We start from the raw sequence: 17,317 nt of genomic DNA on the forward strand, positions 1-17,317 counted from the left end.
GACGCCAACGGCATCGTGCACGTCACGGCCAAGGACAAGGGCACCGGCAAGGAGAACACGATCAAGATCCAGGAAGGCTCCGGCCTGTCCAAGGAAGAGATCGACCGAATGATCAAGGATGCCGAGGTGCACGCCGACGAAGACCGCAAGCGTCGCGAGGAGGCTGACGTCCGCAACCAGGCCGAGACGCTGGTCTACCAGACGGAGAAATTCGTCAAGGAGCAGCGGGAGGCCGAAGGTGGTTCGAAGGTCCCCGAGGACACGCTCAACAAGGTCGACGCCGCGGTCGCCGACGCCACGACGGCGTTGGAAGGTACCGACATCGGCGCCATCAAGTCCGCGATGGAGAAGCTGGGCCAAGAGTCGCAGGCCCTCGGCCAGGCGATCTACGAGGCCACCCAGGCTGAGCAAGCGGCGGGTGGCAGCGGTGAGGCCGGCCCGGGTGGTGCCGATGACGTCGTCGACGCGGAGGTGGTCGAGGATGACCATGAGGCCCAGTGAGCGAACCCAATCCACGCGAACAGGTAACCGTCACCGACAAGCGGCGGATTGATCCCGAGACCGGCCAAGTACGCCACGTGGCTTCCGGAGCCGCCCCGAGCGGGGCGGCGCCGGACGCCACAGATACGAAGGCCGAGCACGGTGCAGCCACCGCGGACAAGATTGCGGAGCTGACCGCCGATCTGCAGCGGGTGCAAGCCGACTACGCCAACTACCGCAAGCGGGCGTTGCGCGATCAGGAGGCGACCGCCGAGCGCGCAAAGGCTTCCGTCGTCACCCAATTACTGGGCGTGCTGGACGATCTCGACCGTGCACGCAGTCACGGAGACCTGGAATCGGGGCCGCTGAAGTTGGTGGCCGACAAATTGCTCGGCGCACTCACCGGACTTGGCTTGACGGCGTTCGGCGCCGAGGGCGACGACTTCGACCCGGTGCTGCACGAGGCCGTGCAACACGAAGGCGACGGGTCGGAGGGCTCGAAGCCGGTGATCGGCAACGTGATGCGGCACGGCTACAAACTGGGTGACCAGGTTTTGCGGCACGCGCTGGTCGGGGTGGTGGACACCATCCCGGATGACTCGACTGCTGACGCCGGGACCGAGGGGGCCGCCAAATCCGAGACCGTCGACACAGTCGATAACGACGCGAACGAGGGTGAGCACAACGCAGAATCAGAGCCGTCGGACAAGTAACGACAGGTTCGGACGGGACACGGACAACCACCGGAGGCTAAAGAAAGGCAGGCAGGGGGTGACGCGATATGGCCCAACGCGAATGGGTCGAAAAGGACTTCTACAAGGAGCTGGGCGTCTCTCCTGACGCCGGCCAAGACGAGATCAAGCGGGTGGCCCGCAAGCTGCTCGCGGAGAACCACCCCGACCGCAACCCCGGCAACAAGGCGGCCGAAGATCGGTACAAGGCCGTCTCCGAGGCCAAGGAAGTGCTGACGGATCCGGCCAAGCGCAAGGAGTACGACGAAACCCGTCGACTGTTCGCCGGAGGCGGATTCGGTCGCCGATTCAACGGTGGCGACTTCGCCGGCGGCTTCGGCGGGGGCGGCTATGGCGCTGATGGGGCCGAGTTCAACCTCAACGATTTGTTCGACGCTGCCGGCCGCAGCGGTGGCACCAACATCGGCGACCTGTTCGGCGGCTTGTTCGGCCGCGGCGCTGCGCCACGTCCCAGCCGGCCACGTCGCGGCAACGACCTGGAGACCGAAGCCGAGCTGAGCTTCATGGAGGCCACCAAGGGCGTGGCGATGCCGCTGCGGCTGACCAGCCCGGCGCCGTGCACGAACTGTCACGGCAGCGGAGCCAGGCCGGGCACCAGTCCGAAGGTGTGCCCGACCTGTAACGGCTCGGGTGTAATCAGCAGTAACCAAGGCGCTTTCGGCTTCTCCGAGCCGTGCACCGACTGCCGCGGCAGCGGGTCGATCATCGAGCACCCGTGCGAGGAATGCAAGGGAACCGGTGTCACCACCCGCACCCGCACCATCAACGTGCGGATCCCACCTGGCGTCGAGGACGGACAACGAATCCGGCTGGCCGGTCAGGGTGAGGCCGGACTGCGCGGCGCCCCGTCGGGTGACCTGTATGTCACCGTGCACGTGACGCCGGACAAAGTCTTTGGCCGCGATGGCGATGACCTCACCGTCACCGTGCCGGTCAGCTTCACCGAATTAGCTTTGGGTACAACGCTTTCGGTGCCGACGCTGGACGGCAAGGTTGGTGTTCGGGTGCCCAAAGGCACGGCCGACGGCCGCATCCTGCGGGTTCGTGGACGCGGTGTGCCCAAGCGTTCCGGCGGTCAGGGCGACCTGCTGGTCACCGTCAAAGTCGCAGTCCCGCCCAACCTGGAGGGTGCCGCGAAGGAGGCGTTGGAGGCCTACGCGGTCGCCGAGCGCTCCGGTGGTTTCGACCCGCGGGCCGGATGGGCAGGTAATCGCTGATGGCCAAAAAGGACGAGGCGCGGACCTTTTTGATCTCGGTGGCCGCCGAGCTGGCCGGCATGCATGCGCAGACGCTGCGTACCTATGACCGGCTCGGCCTGGTCAGCCCCCTCCGCAGTTCCGGTGGTGGGCGCCGTTATTCGCAGCATGACGTCGAGCTGCTCCGTGAAGTGCAGCGGCTCTCCCAGGACGAGGGCGTCAATCTGGCTGGGATCAAACGCATTATCGAGTTGACCAACCAGGTCGCGGCGCTGCAGGCACGGCTCCAGGAAATGGCTGCCGAGATCGAGGCGTTGCGGGCCAACCAGCGGCGTGACGTCGCCGTGGTGCCCAAGAGCACCGCGGTCGTGGTTTGGCAGCCACGGCGCTAACTCCGTCAGCGCAAGCCGGGGACGCAACGCGTCGGCCAGACTTAGGTACTTGCACGACATTGCGTAAAAACTGAGGTAGTCCGCTACTCGTGCTGTCGCGCGACTAGGGGCCTTACGTTGTTCGCGAAAGTTCTCGTATCGTTAGGAGAACATCCCGAAATGTTCGATCTCTCGAACCAGCGCGACTATAGAGACTACGACAGCTGGCTAAATACTTTTACCGAAGCGTCTGCACGGCTTGAAGCCCTGTAAACAGCGGTAACCGACCTCCGCCACCTCCTGCGCCACAGCGAGGGTGTCCGCAGCGCTGAAATCCTCGAAGTGCTTGAACGGCACGGCGTATAAATGGCAATTGAATTCGCGCCGCCAATTCAACACAAGGGTTATAGTTGTTCGGTGATCAGCGGCGACCCGCTGACGGGGCGCGACAACGAACTAGATGCTATTCGCCGTGCGCTCAGTAGAGTTGGGGATCACTCCGGCGCCGTCATCGTCGGACCGGCGGGAGTGGGTAAGACCCGGCTCGCGCGTGAAGTGCTGGCCCGCGCTGAAGCGTTAGGCGAGCGAACATATTGGATTGTCGGCACCCAGTCCGCTCGACAGCTCCCACTGGGCGCATTCACCGCGTCGATATGCGACAACATGACCGACCCGATATCTGATGTGCGACGTGTCATCAGTTCTTTTGTTGCCCAACAACGCAAGGGCCGTGTCTTGATCGGGGTCGATGACGCGCATCTTCTCGACGGATTGTCGGCTCACGTCGTGCACCAGCTGGCCCAGGCCCATGGGACACGGCTGGTGGTCACGGTGCGCACGGGCGGCGAAGAGCCCGATGCAATTACTGCGCTGTGGAAAGATGACCTGCTGACCCGCCTGGACCTCCAACCGCTGTCGGCTCCGGAGACCCACCGCATGATCGAGACCACGCTTGGTGGCGTGGTCGATAGTCGCAGCGCCAAACGGTTCTGGAAACTGACCGGAGGCAACGCGCTGTTTCTGCGGCAATTGCTCAAGGACCAGATCGCCGCCGGCGCGATACGGCAGGTCGCCGGGGTGTGGATGTGGGACGAACGCGTCGCGGTGTCGGACAGCATCGGCGACATGGTCGGTCGGCAATTGAGCGGGCTAACCCCCGATGTGGGGCTGGTCGTCGATACGTTGTCGCAGTACGAGCCGCTCGCGGTCGACGTGCTCTGCGACCTGGTGCACCGCCGCGATCTCGAGGCGGCCGAACAGATGAACCTGGTCACCGTGGAACGCAGCGGCTCCAAGCTCATGGCCCGACTGGCCCATCCGTTGTTCGGTGAGCTTCGGCGGGCCGCGGCCAGCGAGATATATCTGTCGCGAATCCGCGGCAAGCTGGCGCAACGGTTGGCCAAGGAGGCCGACGCCGACCTGCACGCGACGGTGCGCCGGGCGTTGCTCGCGCTCGAATCAGACCTTCCCCCTGACCCTGATCTGTTCCTGGAGGCGGCGCGGTTCGCGATGACGCTGCTCGACCTCGACCTGTCCGACCGATTCGCCACCGCCGCTGCCGATGCGGGGGCCAGCGAGGCCGTCGGCCTGCGCGCGATAAGCCTGGCAGGGCGCGGGCATGGAGACAAAGCCGAGGTGATCCTGGCCGGAATCGGTCGGGATGACCCCGACGGACATCACTGGGCAACCGTGCGGGCAGCCAATCTGATCTGGAATCTCGGCCGTCCCCGACAGGCATCGGCCATTCTCGACGGTCTGGCATCGACGCGGGAATCCGCGGCGGAGCGGGCCGAGCGCGCCGCGGTCGAATCATGCGTGGACGCGGTGATGGCCCGCTGCGAAACCGCGGCGGAAAAGGCACGGGCGGCGCTGCGTTCGCCCACGCTGCCCGACTTTCACGCCATGTTGGCGTCCATTGCGTTGACCAGCGCGGAAGGCGCGCTCGGCAGAACCGACGACATTACCGACGTCGTGGCGGAGGCCATCGACCGTGCGATCAACTCGTTTCAGGCGTCGCCGTTGAGGTTCTGGTATGGCGGCGTCTATGCGCGCGCTTGCCGGTTGACCGGGCGGATCGACGAATGCGTGCGCTCGGCCAAGCAGCTATCCGAGTCGGTACGCGACGTTCCCGGTCTGGCGTATGCGAACCTTGCTTTCTTGCTGGGCCACGCCGAGCTCGCGCGCGGCGAGATTCCCGCCGCGCTGAAACTCCTGCATGAGGCGAAGGCCGGGGCGGAAAAGCACAGCGTCAAAACCGGTTTACAACCGGCGAGTTGCTTCGCGCTGGCGGAAGCGCACGCCAAGCTGGGCCAGCTCGATGCCGCCAACGACGCGATCAACGAAGCGCGCCGATGCGTGCCGGCCGATTACCTGTTCATGCAGACCGCTCTGGCGGTGGCCAGTGGTTGGGCGCTGGCGGCCGGCGGGTATCTGACCGACGCGATCTCGATCGCCCACGCTGCCAGCGCAGATGCACGCGAGCGTAACCAGCCAACACATGAACTGGCCTGCGCGCAAGTGGCGGCTCAATGGGGCGACACATCGGGCGCGATACGCGCGCGTGAACTGGCCAATGAATTATCGCTTCCCCTTGCCGATGCCGTTGCGCGGCATACCGAATCGTTGTTAGCCGACGACGGGGAAGGTCTGCTCGTGGTATCGGCAGACTACCGGGCGCTCGGCGATCGGGCCGCTGCCGCGGACGTCGCCGCTCAGGCGGCCGTGGCTTTCAGCCGCAACCAGCAGCGCAAGCGCAGCCTGCATGCCGCAGCGCTGGCGCAGCAGCTCGCCACCGACTGCGGCGGCCTGTGCACGCCGGCGTTGCGAAACCCGATAGGTCAACCGTTGACCGGCCGTCAACGCGAGATCATCGAACTGGTCGCCGCAGGGTTGTCCAATAAAGAGATTGCCGACCGGCTCGTCACATCGGTGCGCACCGTTGAAGGCCACGTGTATCGCGCGTACCAGCGCCTGGGAGCGGGTTCCCGCGAGGAGCTGGTCGAGATGTTGCGCGCCGGGCAGGGCAGCTCATAACCTGTCCATTTCTCGTGACATGGCGGCGCGCTCGAGGTAATAGGCGCGACGAGTGTAGCGGGGCCGCGGCGGCGGCGGCTGCAACGCGGCGCCGACGACATGAAGCGCGTTGATCATTCGGCGGGTGATCTGGGTGTACCGTGGGCGCACGGCTGCCGCGGTGCCGAGCATCACCTCTTGTTCGCTGATCAGAACCGGCGCCTGTGACAGGTTGTCCTTACTTACGGTCGGTTGGGTGCCGGTGATGGCATCCTGCGTTTCCTCGATGGACAGTCTTAAATCCGTCATTCCTGATCGCCTCCACACGGTGTGGGCCTGTGATGATGTGTGGAACGTACGACTGGCGACGGTCGGGAAGCACGCGTAGCCGACTACTCGTATTACGGCTGATCACTACTTGACCGACAGGTAAGCCCCGCAAGGTCTGACAGGCTTTGCGCATGGCGGGCGCAAACGGAAGCTCCAGATGGACAGACACGCTGCTGGATCGCATGCAAAACACGGGCGATGAGTTTGCGGACAAGGCGGTCAGGGCCGTGTTCAAGGCTGGCGGCGTCGACGCGGTCAATGCGATCATGCGCACGCTGGTGCGCAACGACCAGCCGGTGCCGGAGGCGTTGCCCGCAGAGATTCGGGACTACCTGACGGAGAGCCTGGCCCTGCCCGAGTGGGCCGACATGGGCAAGATCAAGCGCGGGCAGCAGCTATACGAGACATGGGGCGTCCTGATCACCTTATGCCTGTTCTGCGCATCTCTCCCCGCGTCGTACGCGGCAGCCGACGGCGTGAAGGTGCTCTACCTGACCGCCCGGCTCGATACCGACGCGCGGCGGCGGGTGATGGAGACCGGCCAATTCCTGATCGACGTGCTCACCGTTGGCGGCCTCGACGACGAACACGGCAAGGGCCGGCGCACCATCCAGCGCGTCCGCCTGATGCACGCGGCCGTGCGCCACCTGATCATGGCCCGCAACGATCAAGGGGCACCTCCCGTTTGCGGAGACGAGCCCCCATTGTGGCATAAGGACTGGGGCACACCGATCAACCAGGAGGACCTGGCCGGGACACGCCTCGCGTTTTCGTATATCGTCGCCGATTCGCTGCCTCGACTGGGCGTTCGCCTGCCCGCCACGGACGTCGACGCATACCTGCACCTATGGGACGTCATCGGCCACTTGATGGGCGTGGACGACGAGCTGCGCGTGCGTGGGAAGGGCGATGCCAAGGCGCTTGTCGACGCCATTCGGGACAGGCGGTTCAAGGCGTCGCCCGAAGGGAAGGACATGACCAAGGCGCTGCTCGATCTGATGGACGAGATGACGCCCTTCCACAGTTTCCAGGAGACGATCCCGCCGCTGATTCGCCACCTGATCGGCGACGACATCGCCGACATGATTGACGTTCCGAAGTCGAAGCTTCCCGAGCTGGGGCGGCTCACCCGGCTCAACAAATGGTTCTTCGTGCACATCTTCGGCCAGAGCCACCGTGACACCCCGCGTTACGAACTGGCATCGCGCATAGCTCGCCCATTCGGATACGACTTGGTCCATGGCCTGTTCAGGCTTGAGCGCGGTGGGGAGCGGGCGCCGTTCGACATGCCCGATCACCTCGCCCGCAGCTGGGGACTGTCGGCGTGATATCACGCATCCCGCTCGTCCAAGACCATGAAGCGGACAGCGGCTCTCGAACGCTTGGCATGTCGTTCTGAGTACCGTCGCGGACAAGATGCAGTAGTCGACTACGCGTGACCGCGCCACCCTAGCCGGCCCACGCTGGTGGACATGACGGCAACGATCACAGGGCCAGACGTCACCGCAGGCTCACATGTAACCGCATTGGCGCTGGCGCCGAAGAACCCGCTGCCGTACTGGCGGCGGCTGACGGCGGCCAGACAGTTCGATAGCGGCCTCGAGCTGTTGCGGGAGTCGGGCGGATCGGTGACCCGAAATGTGCTGGGGCCAAAGTGGATGATGCCGCCGCTGGTGTTTGTCTCCTCCCCGCAGGGTGCCCACGACGTCCTGGCACGCACGGACGCATTCGCCGAGCGCGCCGCGACGCCGATCGCATTGGAGCTCCGTCGGCTGGTGGGCGACAACCTGCTGGTGATGCCGCATCGCGAGTGGCTGCCGCGCCGCCGCGCGCTGCAGCCGATCTTCACCAAACACCACGTTCCCCAGTTCGCCGGGCACATGGCTGAGGTCGCCGAACAGCTTGCCGACCGCTGGGCACTCGGGGCCGCGGTCGACCTGGACGCCGAGTGCCGCGCACTGACGTTGCGAGCGTTAGGCCATTCGATACTCGCAACCGATCTGGCCGAACGAACGCAGGTGGTGGGAGCCGCGCTTCGTACCGGCGGCAAGTGGGCGGCCGACCGGGCACTGCGCCCGGTCAACCTGCCCCGCTGGTGGCCCACTCGTGGGCAGCGGAGAGCCCGCGCGTCCAGCGCCGCCCTGCACGCGTTGGCGGCCGAGATCCTGAGCGCGTGCCGAGCCGACCCGACACGCGACGCGCCGCTGGTGCGTGCCCTGATGCAGACCACCGACCCGCAGACCGGCCAGCCGCTGTCTGATCGCGCGATCTGCGACGAGTTGGTGTTGTTTCTGCTCGCCGGTCATGACACCACCTCCACCGCGTTGACCTATGCGCTGTGGGCGTTGGGTCACCGGCCCGAGCTGCAGCAACGGGTGGCCGCGGAAGCCGACGCGCTCGGTGACCGCCGGCTCACCCACGAGGACATGCCGCGACTGCGTTACACCGTGCAGGTTCTGCATGAGGCGCTGCGCTTGTGCCCGCCGGCGCCGGCGGTGGGACGCACGGTGATGGCCGACATCGAGGTCGACGGCTACCGCGTGGCCGCGGGAACGTGCGCCATCGTCGCCATCTACGCCATGCATCGCGACCCTGCCCTCTGGGAAGATCCGCTGCGCTTCGACCCCGACCGGTTCAGTCCGGAGCATTCCAAAGGCCGTGACCGCTGGCAGTATCTGCCGTTCGGTGGCGGCCCGCGAGCATGCATCGGCGATCATATCGCGATGCTCGAGGCGACCCTCGCCCTGGCGACGATCGTTCGGCGGGCCAAAATCCTTTCACTGAGCGGCGATTTCCCTACCATTACCCCACTGACGATGATCGCCGCCGCCCCGATCCGAGCCCGGGTTGGACAGCGCGTGGATCGATTGAACCGGAGGTTCCTCAGAGATGTCTACTGCTGTGACTCCTAGCCCGCCACTCCCACTGGAACGCCTCGAAGAACCCGAAACCATCGACGATGTTTTGCGCAATATCGATCAGATCATCGACTGGGCCAAAGAAGCACAGAACGCCATCGGTTACTTCGCTGTCCTATACCGGCGGATCACTCGCGCCATTCGAGACGCCATCAACGACGGAACGTTCGCCGACGGGCCCCGTATAGAGCGGCTCGACGTAGCCTTTGCCAAGCGCTACTTCAACGCGTTGAACGCCTACTTCTACCCGGACGAGTTCGAGGGTCTGACGCTTCCCTGGGAGGTCGCATTCGTCGGCGACCCGGACCATCAAGCGATCATTGTGCAGTACATGCTGGCCGGACTGAATGCACACATTAGTTTCGACCTGGGTCTCGCCCTCTTGACGGTCGCGGGTAATTGGCCGGACTCACTGAGAGAAGATTACGACCGCGTCAACGAGCTGCTCTGCAGGCAGATTCCGGGCATTAACAAGGAGGTCCAGCGGCTTTCCCCCGAGCTCCGCTGGGTCCGCTTGCTGCTACCGGACGAGGTCCGTGTCTTTCAGCGGTGGCTGACGAAAATGCGTGAAGGCGCTTGGCTTTTCGCCTTCTACATGGCGATGCATCCGCGGAACGCGAAGGAGAAGACAGTGCACCAGGAGGCCTGGACCGCGGCGCTGAGTTCCTGGTATCTGCAACCGTCCGGGCGGTGGTCACCGTTCCCGCCGCTCGTTCGCGCCGTCGCCAAGCATGAGAGCGACAACATTCGTAGCAACCTTGATGCGCTGGAAGGAATCTCGAAGCGCCCCGAGAAGGTTGCGAAGGCTCACCGCTGATCTAGTCGCGACCGTAGGTCACGAGAGAATTTCTTGCGCCCGTGCGAATTCCGCCCAACGAGTGTCGCCAGGAAAGCGGCTGATAAGGCCGGCCAGCTCGGACCGATCCCCGTCACCGAGCAGGTCGAAAGAATCCAGCAGGCAACGCAATTCGAACAGAGTCGCGCCCTGGTGGCGTGCTAACTCGAGCGCGGCGGCCAGGGCCGCGCGGCGCGCATCGGGCTCGGTGAACGTATGAGCGCGCACACGCATCAGCTCGGCGTCGTGGAAGCGCATCCCCGTCTCTTCCGCGTGCCGCAGCGCCATCTCCAATCGCTCACGCGCCTTCTCCGGCTGGCCCGCGGCAATCAGCAGGCGGCCGATAATCGCGTCGTGAAAAGTGAGGTAGCTATTCAGGTGGATGAAGCGCGACCCGTCCACCCGTAGCGTTAGGTTTTCGGCCCGGGCCGCCAGCGTGGCGGCGTCGGCACCAGCGGCCAGCGCGGCCAGCGCTTTGACCGTGCCGTGTTCGGTTCTGCCAACCCACTGCCACAAGTCGAGCCCCGACTGCTCGCTCAGCTGGCGAAGGAGGGCAACCAGGGTGGATGCTTCCTCAATTTGGCCGGCCTCTAGGCAAACCCAGATTTCCATGAAGTAGGTGTGTGCCCTGTTGTGTGCATTCAGCGGGAATCCCAGACCCTCGCATCGCCGGACCGAGTCGGCCAACTCCGCCTTGGCCCGGTCGAGGTCCCCGCAGACCATATGTGTCAGTGCCAGGAAGTTGTTTGCCGCCGAGATCGGGTCGACGGCCACCCACCAGGCGGTTTCCAGCACGCGCGGATCGGCGGCGGAACGATCGGCCAGCGCCCGCAGCAGGTGTCCGCGGGCGGCGGTGAAGTCGCCTTCCAGCCAGGTGACGGAACCCAACGATGACGCTATGGCCGGATAACTCCAGGGCCGGTCCCTGGTGATCCGGGCGGACAGCGAGTCGAGCAGCTCATGGGCCCGACGCAGTTCGGCCCGCGGCACGTAGTAGCTGATCAGCGCGGTGAGCGTGCTGAACAACTCATCTTGGTAGTTGCCGGTGCTCGCCAAGGCCAGGCACCGTTGGAAGTCGGCGGGTCCCGCACCGCTCTGGCTGCCTTGCGTGGTGCCCGCCAAGAAACCACGCTCCAGCCGAATGGCGATCTCCCTGCGGTCTCGTGCCGAGCCCGCGGTGCAGCGGGTGAGCTGGCTGAGTGCCGTCGTGAGGCAAGCCAGCGCTTCCTGGAGAGCGCCGCGCCGTCGGGCGTTCACCGAGGCCTTCTGGTAGGCCTCAACGGCTTCGTCGTATTGCCGTGCCTGCTCGAAGTGGGTCGCGACCACACGCCAGTCCGGCTCGGCGGCGGCCGCCGCGTCGACCAGCGCGTGGGCAGCGCGGGCATGCAGATCACGGCGAAGCGATGGCGGAGCCAGCTCGACCGCCACCTCCCGGAGCAGCTCATGGCGAAATCGCCAGCTGTGGGTCCTGCGTCGTTCGAGCACACGCGCCCGCACGAGTTCGGTGACGACGCCGTCGACGTCTTTGGCGTCGCGTCCGACCACCGAGCGCAGCAACGGGAGATCACCGGCGCGCCCGATGACGGCGGCCGCCTCCACCACCGGCACAACATCGGCGTGGGGGTGATGCAGCCTGGCGAACAGCGGCTCATACAGCGGCTCGGGTACCCCAGACTCGGCTCCGGCGGCATCAAGTTCGGCGACGACGTGCTCGATATAGAACGGCACCCCGTCACATCGGCTGCGTATCGCGGCCCGCTGGGCGTCGGTCACCGACGGGTGCAACTCACTGATCAGCGCATCGGACTGCTCGTCGGTCAGCGGCGCAAGGTCGAAAAGCGTTACCGGCCAATCGGTTCGCAGCCAATCGCCTTCGCGTCCGGTCAAGACCACCAGCAGCCGTCCGTCCGCGGCTCCCAGCAACGAGTTGAGCAGCTCTATGGTGGACGGGTCGAACCAGTGCACGTCCTCGGCGACCACTAATCCGGCTTGATCACCGATGCGGGCCAGGACATATTGCTGAACCGTCGCGCCGATCAACTCATAAAGGGTTCGGCCTTCGACAGCAGCCGGGTGATAGCCGTGTTCAGGACCGACGCCAAGTACCGGCGCGAGCAAAGGCACCGCGCTCGCGGGATCCAGTTCGCAGGCACGTAGTTCGGCTTGAAGTAAGCGCAGACGCTCCGGGCCGTCGGTGAGCCGGGTGATACCGCATCGGCGCTCCACGAGCCTGCGCACCGGATGCAGGCCGGTGTCGGTATGCAGCGGCGAGCCAAACAGCTCGATGACGGGCGCGCCTGAACTCCGGACTAATTCGGCCGCCTCGGTCGCGAGCCGGGTCTTACCGATTCCCGGCTCACCGCGAAATACGATGCCCGGGCTAGTCAGCACGCCGTCACGCGCCCGGTGCCAGCTCTGCTGCAGCCAGCTGCGCTCTCGGTCACGCCCGATCAGGGGTGGCGACCGCAGCGGCGGTGCTTCTGGCCGCTCGCCGAGCACCCGGTGGTGGCTGACCAATCCTTCGACACCCTTCACCGGGACCGGGGGACGTACATCGAGTTCGAACGAGTCACGCACCAACGGTGCGACCGAATCCGACACCGCCACCGTGCCCGGCTCGGCCACACCGCAAAGCCGGGCGGTCAGGTTGGCCGCAAATCCGTACACGTCGTCCTGGTCGGTGTCGAGGTAGACCAGGCCACGATGGATGCCGACCCGCACGTTGATGGCCACGGCGAACTTGCGTTCGGCCTGCTCGCTGAGCTGCGCCACTGCGCGGGTGATGTCCAGCCCCGCTGCTACGGCGCGTCGCACGTCGTTCTCGTGCGCGTTAGGGTGACCGAACACCACTAGCAGTCCGTCGCCCTTGATGGAGCTGACGTGGCCTTCATATCGATCGACGACCCGGCGCACCTCATCCCGATAGTGGCCGACCAACGTGCGATACGTCTCCGGTTCTAAACGGGTGGACAGCGCTGTCGAGTCGACCAGGTCGGCGAACATGATTGTCAGTCGGCGTATTTCACCGTAGCGAGCCGGCGCTGTGAGTAGGTCCTCGGCTTCCGGGTTGTTGTGGTCGACTGAAAGAACCCGGCTGGCCAAGGTGGTGGCGGTGGCGTGGTCCCCTTCGTTGATGGCCCGCACCGCGCGGTCCAGCAATTCGTCGATCGATACACCGCTCTCGCCAGGGCTCACCTACTCCTCCTGCCCTAGATTGGCTAAGGGTACCTGTCGGCCGCGCCATTTTCAGCGCATGCCTAATAGCCTCAGTTGCTCCGGCAGGCCGCAGGTCAGGCAACGCGAATCGAGAACACGGCGACCGCCGAGCCGCCGGGGCGCGCTGATCGGTAGCCGCCACGGCGCAGCGCATCGGTGGGCGCCGTCATCGGCTCGAAGCACACCACATCCCCGCCCGGCGGTGCGAAGATCTGCGCCGCCGGATAGCCCTCGTCGAAGTGAACCTCGATACGGCGGCCACCACCGGACACCGCGAACACGGCGCCATCGGCAACCTCGTCATACCCGTCGTCAAAAGCCTTGTCGCCCAATGGTTCAGTCATGGCCGGTTGTCGTCTCGCCTCGCCGGTGGGCAGTCCCCGCCCGTCGAGGCGCAGCTGGCGGAGTGGCGGGGCTTCGATGATCCACGCCTCCCGCGACAAACCGGGCAGCTGAAGATACGGGTGGAAGCCGAAGCACAGCGGAACTGCGTCGTCCCCGGTGGGGGTCACCTCGGTGCGCACCGTCAAGGCTCGGGCGGCGAGCCGCACCGTCACCGCCAGCAGATGCGGAAATGGAAAGCTGGCCAGTAACTCTGGATCGGCGCCGAAGTCCAGCTCGACGGTGAGCTCGTCCGCAGACTCAGCCGTTACCCGCCAGCGCGGATAGGCGGCCAGCACCCCGTGGATCGGCAGTCCGTTGGGATCGGCTCGCACTCCGTGCTGGCCAGGAGTCAGCGTGACCGTCGTGTCCTCTGCCGTGTAAGTGTTGGCGCCCAGCCGATTTGCCCACGGGTACAGGATCGGGATACCCATTGTTTTGCCGTTGGTCATGTAGGCGTCCAGACCGCGGCGTTGGCCGAGCAGTTCGACGCCCGAGTCGGTCAATGAAACGCCGATCATGCCGGCGTCCGGGACGAACTGGGCCTCGAGATTCGACGACGAGTCGCGCAAAGTGACAGGGTGCACCTGATAAGACTAGCCAAGGTTAGCTGTAAAGCGGATCGTGCTGAATCCGGTCCGGCGGCGCCCCTTTGGCGATCAGCGCGGCCTTGGTGGCGCGCACCATCTCCGGTCCGCCGCAGATCAGGATCTGCCGGTCCCCCCAGTTGCCGAATTTGGTGACGACGTCCATCAGCTTGCCGGTCTGGCGCAGATGCAGCCCTCGCGGCGGCGTCACATCGGGATAGTCGGCGGCCCAGGCCGGGTTGCGGTTGTGCTCGGAGACCGGCGATACCGACAGCCAGGGATTGTGCGCGGCAATCTGCCACAAGGTGGGCAGATCGTAGAGCTCGCAGGGGTAGCGGCCGCCGAAGAACATGTGCACACGCGGGTTCACACCCCAGCGGGTGAGGTCCATGACGATCGAGCGCAGCGGCGCCAGCCCGGTGCTGCCCGCCACCATCAGCACGTCGCCACCATCGCGGTCGACCTGCAAGCCGCCGTGTGGGTTGGACAGCCGCCACCGGTCGCCGGGCTGGGTCTCGTGGACGATGGCGTTGCTGACCATGCCGCCAGAGACCGCCCGGACATGGAACTCGATGGCGCCGCTGTCGTCCGGCGGGATGGCGGGCGTGAGATATCTCCACCGCCGCGGGCACTGCGGCACCGCGACGTTGACGTACTGGCCCGCGTGATAGCGCATCGGGCGGCCCAGCTGCAGCCGAATCACGGCCAGGTCGCGGGATATCCGCAGGTGTTCGATCACCGTGCCGTCCCACCAGGCTGGCCCCTCCTCGGCCTCCGCCGCGCCACGCATCACCCCGGTGATCAGGTTCAGCGACTGCCGGGCGGCCGCGTCGACGGCGTCGGTCCACGCCTCGGCCAGCTCGTCTCGCAGGGTCGCGTGCAGCGCCTGCCCTAACGTCTCGTAGTGCTCAGGCAGCACACCGTATTTGCGATGGTCGCGTCCCAGCTGCGCCAAAAACGCCACCGGCTCCTCAGCACGCTGGGCGACCAGCTCGCCGTACACCCAGTTCAGCGCATGGGCAAAGGCGGCCCGCTGGCCGCCCATGTCCGGCGGGAACAGGTCGCGTGGCGAAACGTCGAGAGAAAACCAGCGCGTGTAAAACCGGCCGATGAGCCCGTTTTCGTCGTCCGGGTCGATGGCAGCATGCAATACCGCCAGTGCATCCCGGTCGTTGAGGCTCACGCCCGACGATTTTATGCGGGGTTGAGCGGCCCCCGTTACAGCGCTTTAACGCCGTTGTGGAGCACCATCAAACCGATCACCAGCAGGATCGCCGCGAGCAACGCGGCATTGTTCCGCTCCATCCAGTCCTTGAGCCGGGCCATCGGATCGTCGAGGCGGTCACCTGCGCCCGCGTAGGCCAGGACCGGGATGGCGACGGTGAATGCGGCGACGGCGACGAAGACCGCGGCAGCCAGCCAGTTGGCCGCCATGCCCAGCCCGCTGCCGCCGATCGCCAAACCGGCCAACGCGCACATGATCAGCACCTCGAGCCTGATCACCGCCAGCACCAGCCCTGTTATTCCCGCGCGCCCTGGCGTGAGGGTTGCGAAAGACCGCATCCACTTTGGCGACTCGGTGTGGCGTTGCCGGGTCAGCCACTCGTAGATCCCGTACCCGATGAGCGCCAATCCGAGGACGACGCGCAGCCAGGACGCCCAGGCGGGCGGCGACTCGCGCAGCGCGCCGAGCGCGCCGGAGGACACGACGAAGACCGCGGTCAGCGCGGCCAGTCCCAACAGCCAGCCGCCGAGGAAGGCGAGGCCGGTCGGCCTCGGGCGCGCCGCGTGTAGCACCAGCACCGCCGGGATGATCGACAACGGTGAGAGCGCGATGACCAGCGCGAGCGGAATCAGCGTGGCCAGTACGGAACCCCAACTTCCTGTCACGGGCTGCATCTTCGCATTGCTAGGTGACGAACGCTGCGTGAGAGCCGACCGTTCAGCTAGCGTTTGCGGCGCAGCGTCGGATTGCGCCGCGCCTCAGCGGGCTCGTTTCTCGCCCGCATCGTTGCGGCGCAGCGTCCAGGCCGGTACCCAGTGTGTGACGGTTTTGCGCTTGGACCCGTAGACGATCGGGTAGGTCACCAGCCCCCACCAATCACCCTGCTCGCAAATGCCCCAGCAGGTCAGCCGGCCCTCGACGACCTTGTGCAGCTGCAAGCCGTTCGGGTGGTAGCGCCCCGAGCGGTGCGGCTCCCGCGGGAAGAGCACCGTCAGGTCAACCAGCACGGTGATCGGCGGTCGCACCAGCCGAAACGGGTTGCGGACCGGCTGCCCGTTGTATCCGATCGACGCGAGGTCGCCCACCAATCGATCATACGTTCGAATCGGTGGCCGCAGTCATGTTCGGTTGGCGAGGATGCGGTCGGGCTTCGGCGGTGTTGTCGTAAAACGGGGGTATTGAGTGTCCAGAAAGGATGGCGTGGCGTGCAGGTTGGAGTCGGGCTCGATCGGAGCCTTGGGTTGTCTTGGGATCAGTACCGACAGCTTGGCAGGCACGCTGCGCGCCTCGGCTATCGGAGCGCGTGGACCAACGCCAGCATTGACCGCGACCCAATGCAGATCTGTGCCCAATGGTCGGTCGCCAGCGCGGACGTGGTGCCGGGCGGTATTGGAACAGGCGTGTCGGTCATCCCGGTCGGCTACTGGTCTGTTCCGGCGCTGGCATCGGGTGCGGCGACGGTCGGCGAGATCAGCGGCGGCAAGTTCGTTCTCGGCATCGGTTCGGGGCTCCTGCACCTTCCCGCGTTCCGGCAGGCGGTCGGCCTGAAAAAGGATCTGCGGCCGGTCGCCACAATGCGCGAGTGGCTCGTCACGCTGCGCGCCCTGCTGGCCGGCGAGACCGTGGACCACGAAGGTGAGGCAATCACGTTGCGCGGCTTCACTCTTGGGTCGCCGCCACCGAAGGTGCCCGTGGTGCTGGGCGCCCTCGGCCCCAAGATGCTGACTCTTGCCGGCGAGGCGTCGGATGGCGCATCCCTCAACTGGTGCACGCCGCAGCAGGTGGCGGCCAGCCGCGAAATTGTGGCCAAGGGTGCGCGAGCGGCCGGGCGCGACCCAAGTGAGCTCGCCATGATCGAGTACATCCGGATCAGCGTGGACGACGACGAGGACGCCGCGCGCCGCGCTTACATCAAGGCGCTGATGGGTTACGCGCTGGCTTGGCCCGGCGTGGACAAAACGCTCGGCTACCGAGGCCATTTCGGGCGGATGGGCTTCGACGAGGCGCTCACCGA

At 65.8% G+C, this 17,317-nt stretch carries 15 protein-coding genes; 9 read left to right on the plus strand and 6 right to left on the minus strand.

The features are described 5' to 3' along the window. The 5 genes from ACLQI9_RS17805 to ACLQI9_RS17825 form a co-directional block, all read left to right on the plus strand. Positions 1 to 501: Hsp70 family protein (locus ACLQI9_RS17805; RefSeq protein WP_442391981.1), on the plus strand; the 501-nt coding region annotated here is incomplete at its 5' end. Further along, entirely contained in the window at positions 498 to 1,193 is a 696-nt protein-coding gene (gene grpE / locus ACLQI9_RS17810) for a nucleotide exchange factor GrpE (RefSeq protein ID WP_442382846.1), read from the plus strand. The genes ACLQI9_RS17805 and grpE, both read left to right, overlap by 4 nt. Positions 1,194 to 1,261: 68 nt before the next feature. Next, on the plus strand, positions 1,262 to 2,449 hold the full coding sequence (gene dnaJ / locus ACLQI9_RS17815; protein WP_442382845.1) for a molecular chaperone DnaJ: 1,188 nt from the start codon (positions 1,262 to 1,264) through the stop codon (positions 2,447 to 2,449). Beyond that, positions 2,449 to 2,820 carry a heat shock protein transcriptional repressor HspR gene (locus tag ACLQI9_RS17820; RefSeq protein WP_442391982.1) on the plus strand — a complete coding sequence of 124 codons (372 nt, stop codon included), beginning with the start codon at positions 2,449 to 2,451 and terminating at the stop codon, positions 2,818 to 2,820. The genes dnaJ and ACLQI9_RS17820 overlap by 1 nt, the downstream gene beginning before the upstream one ends. 396 nt (positions 2,821 to 3,216) lie before the next feature. After that, the gene (locus tag ACLQI9_RS17825) at positions 3,217 to 5,832 is read left to right on the plus strand and encodes a LuxR C-terminal-related transcriptional regulator (RefSeq protein WP_442391983.1); all 2,616 of its coding nucleotides are present in this window, start codon (positions 3,217 to 3,219) and stop codon (positions 5,830 to 5,832) included. Here the strand turns inward: ACLQI9_RS17825 and ACLQI9_RS17830 are convergent. Next, a complete protein-coding gene (locus ACLQI9_RS17830) occupies positions 5,827 to 6,120 on the minus strand; it encodes a hypothetical protein (protein ID WP_442382842.1) in 294 nt (97 codons plus the stop codon). The genes ACLQI9_RS17825 and ACLQI9_RS17830 overlap by 6 nt on opposite strands. A gap of 152 nt (positions 6,121 to 6,272) precedes the next feature. On the opposite strand from ACLQI9_RS17830, the gene ACLQI9_RS17835 reads away from it, so the two are divergent. The 3 genes from ACLQI9_RS17835 (at position 6,273) to ACLQI9_RS17845 (ending at position 9,876) form a co-directional block, all read left to right on the plus strand. Further along, positions 6,273 to 7,469 carry an oxygenase MpaB family protein gene (locus ACLQI9_RS17835; RefSeq protein WP_442382841.1) on the plus strand — a complete coding sequence of 399 codons (1,197 nt, stop codon included), beginning with the start codon at positions 6,273 to 6,275 and terminating at the stop codon, positions 7,467 to 7,469. A 144-nt stretch (positions 7,470 to 7,613) separates the two neighbouring features. Then, the gene (locus ACLQI9_RS17840) at positions 7,614 to 9,053 is read left to right on the plus strand and encodes a cytochrome P450 (protein WP_442382840.1); all 1,440 of its coding nucleotides are present in this window, start codon (positions 7,614 to 7,616) and stop codon (positions 9,051 to 9,053) included. Next, positions 9,031 to 9,876, plus strand: a complete 846-nt coding sequence (locus ACLQI9_RS17845; RefSeq protein WP_442382839.1) for a DUF5995 family protein — start codon at positions 9,031 to 9,033, stop codon at positions 9,874 to 9,876. The genes ACLQI9_RS17840 and ACLQI9_RS17845 overlap by 23 nt, the downstream gene beginning before the upstream one ends. Positions 9,877 to 9,894: 18 nt before the next feature. Here ACLQI9_RS17845 and ACLQI9_RS17850 read toward each other — a convergent pair whose 3' ends face one another. From ACLQI9_RS17850 to ACLQI9_RS17870, 5 genes are all read right to left on the minus strand, one after another. Then, entirely contained in the window at positions 9,895 to 13,089 is a 3,195-nt protein-coding gene (locus tag ACLQI9_RS17850) for an ATP-binding protein (RefSeq protein ID WP_442382838.1), read from the minus strand. 95 nt (positions 13,090 to 13,184) lie between these two features. Then, entirely contained in the window at positions 13,185 to 14,078 is an 894-nt protein-coding gene (locus ACLQI9_RS17855) for an aldose 1-epimerase (RefSeq protein WP_442382837.1), read from the minus strand. 19 nt (positions 14,079 to 14,097) lie between these two features. After that, positions 14,098 to 15,261, minus strand: coding sequence for an FAD-binding oxidoreductase (locus ACLQI9_RS17860; protein ID WP_442382836.1), 1,164 nt, complete (start codon positions 15,259 to 15,261; stop codon positions 14,098 to 14,100). A 35-nt stretch (positions 15,262 to 15,296) separates the two neighbouring features. Next, positions 15,297 to 15,968: a GAP family protein gene (locus tag ACLQI9_RS17865; RefSeq protein WP_442382848.1), complete on the minus strand. Its 672-nt coding sequence runs from the start codon at positions 15,966 to 15,968 to the stop codon at positions 15,297 to 15,299. 93 nt (positions 15,969 to 16,061) lie between these two features. Beyond that, on the minus strand, positions 16,062 to 16,388 hold the full coding sequence (locus ACLQI9_RS17870; RefSeq protein ID WP_442382835.1) for a hypothetical protein: 327 nt from the start codon (positions 16,386 to 16,388) through the stop codon (positions 16,062 to 16,064). Positions 16,389 to 16,508: 120 nt separating this feature from the next. Between ACLQI9_RS17870 and ACLQI9_RS17875 the strand changes: the two genes are divergently transcribed. Beyond that, positions 16,509 to 17,317, plus strand: an 809-nt coding sequence (locus ACLQI9_RS17875) for an LLM class flavin-dependent oxidoreductase (RefSeq protein WP_442391984.1), incomplete at its 3' end; no start/stop codon positions are given.

Source organism: Mycobacterium sp. (assembly GCF_052143115.1).
Lineage (GTDB): Bacteria > Actinomycetota > Actinomycetes > Mycobacteriales > Mycobacteriaceae > Mycobacterium.

Excerpts from the sequence above, each read along its gene's own strand:
- ACLQI9_RS17835 (WP_442382841.1), top strand. The coding sequence starts at position 6,273 with ATGGCGGGCGCAAACGGAAGCTCCAGATGGACAGACACGCTGCTGGAT.
- ACLQI9_RS17840 (WP_442382840.1), top strand. The coding sequence starts at position 7,614 with ATGACGGCAACGATCACAGGGCCAGACGTCACCGCAGGCTCACATGTA.
- ACLQI9_RS17830 (WP_442382842.1), bottom strand. The coding sequence starts at position 6,120 with ATGACGGATTTAAGACTGTCCATCGAGGAAACGCAGGATGCCATCACC.
- dnaJ (WP_442382845.1), top strand. The coding sequence starts at position 1,262 with ATGGCCCAACGCGAATGGGTCGAAAAGGACTTCTACAAGGAGCTGGGC.
- ACLQI9_RS17820 (WP_442391982.1), top strand. The coding sequence starts at position 2,449 with ATGGCCAAAAAGGACGAGGCGCGGACCTTTTTGATCTCGGTGGCCGCC.
- ACLQI9_RS17845 (WP_442382839.1), top strand. The coding sequence starts at position 9,031 with ATGTCTACTGCTGTGACTCCTAGCCCGCCACTCCCACTGGAACGCCTC.